The sequence below is a fragment of the Oceanospirillum linum genome, from assembly GCF_001995095.2.
Classification (GTDB): domain Bacteria; phylum Pseudomonadota; class Gammaproteobacteria; order Pseudomonadales; family Halomonadaceae; genus Oceanospirillum; species Oceanospirillum linum.
Genome location: NZ_MTSD02000246.1, coordinates 1 through 385 on the forward strand (window position 1 = coordinate 1; position 385 = coordinate 385).

Below are 385 nucleotides of genomic sequence, written 5' to 3' on the forward strand. Positions count from 1 at the left end.
GCCGATAAGCGCTACGAGGTGACGGCCGCGGGCGCCGGCTGGTTCGCACAGCTCGGGCTCGACATCGCATCGATCAAACCGGGACGCGGCGGCATCGCGCGTCAATGCCTCGATTGGACCGAGCGCGAACACCACGTCGCCGGACCGCTCGGAACGCGCCTGCTCGCGTTGCTTTGCGAGCAAGGCCGGTTCATTCGGTCCAAAGCGTCGCGCGCGGTCCAAGTGACGCCGAAAGGCGCGGCATGGCTGCGCGAGACGCTCGGCATCGATGCCGCCCCCCCTCATGCGCGCATCGGCCGCCGAGCAGCGCGACGACGCCCCTATCGCGGACGACCGAGCTTGCGCGTCGTAGCCGCGATGACGACAGCGGGAAGCGGCGTCAGCC

Annotated in this window: 1 pseudogene; it reads left to right on the forward strand. The window is 70.1% G+C overall.

Annotated elements, in window-relative coordinates:
• Positions 1-385: pseudogene (locus tag BTA35_RS18160) on the forward strand (hypothetical protein); the annotation flags it as partial.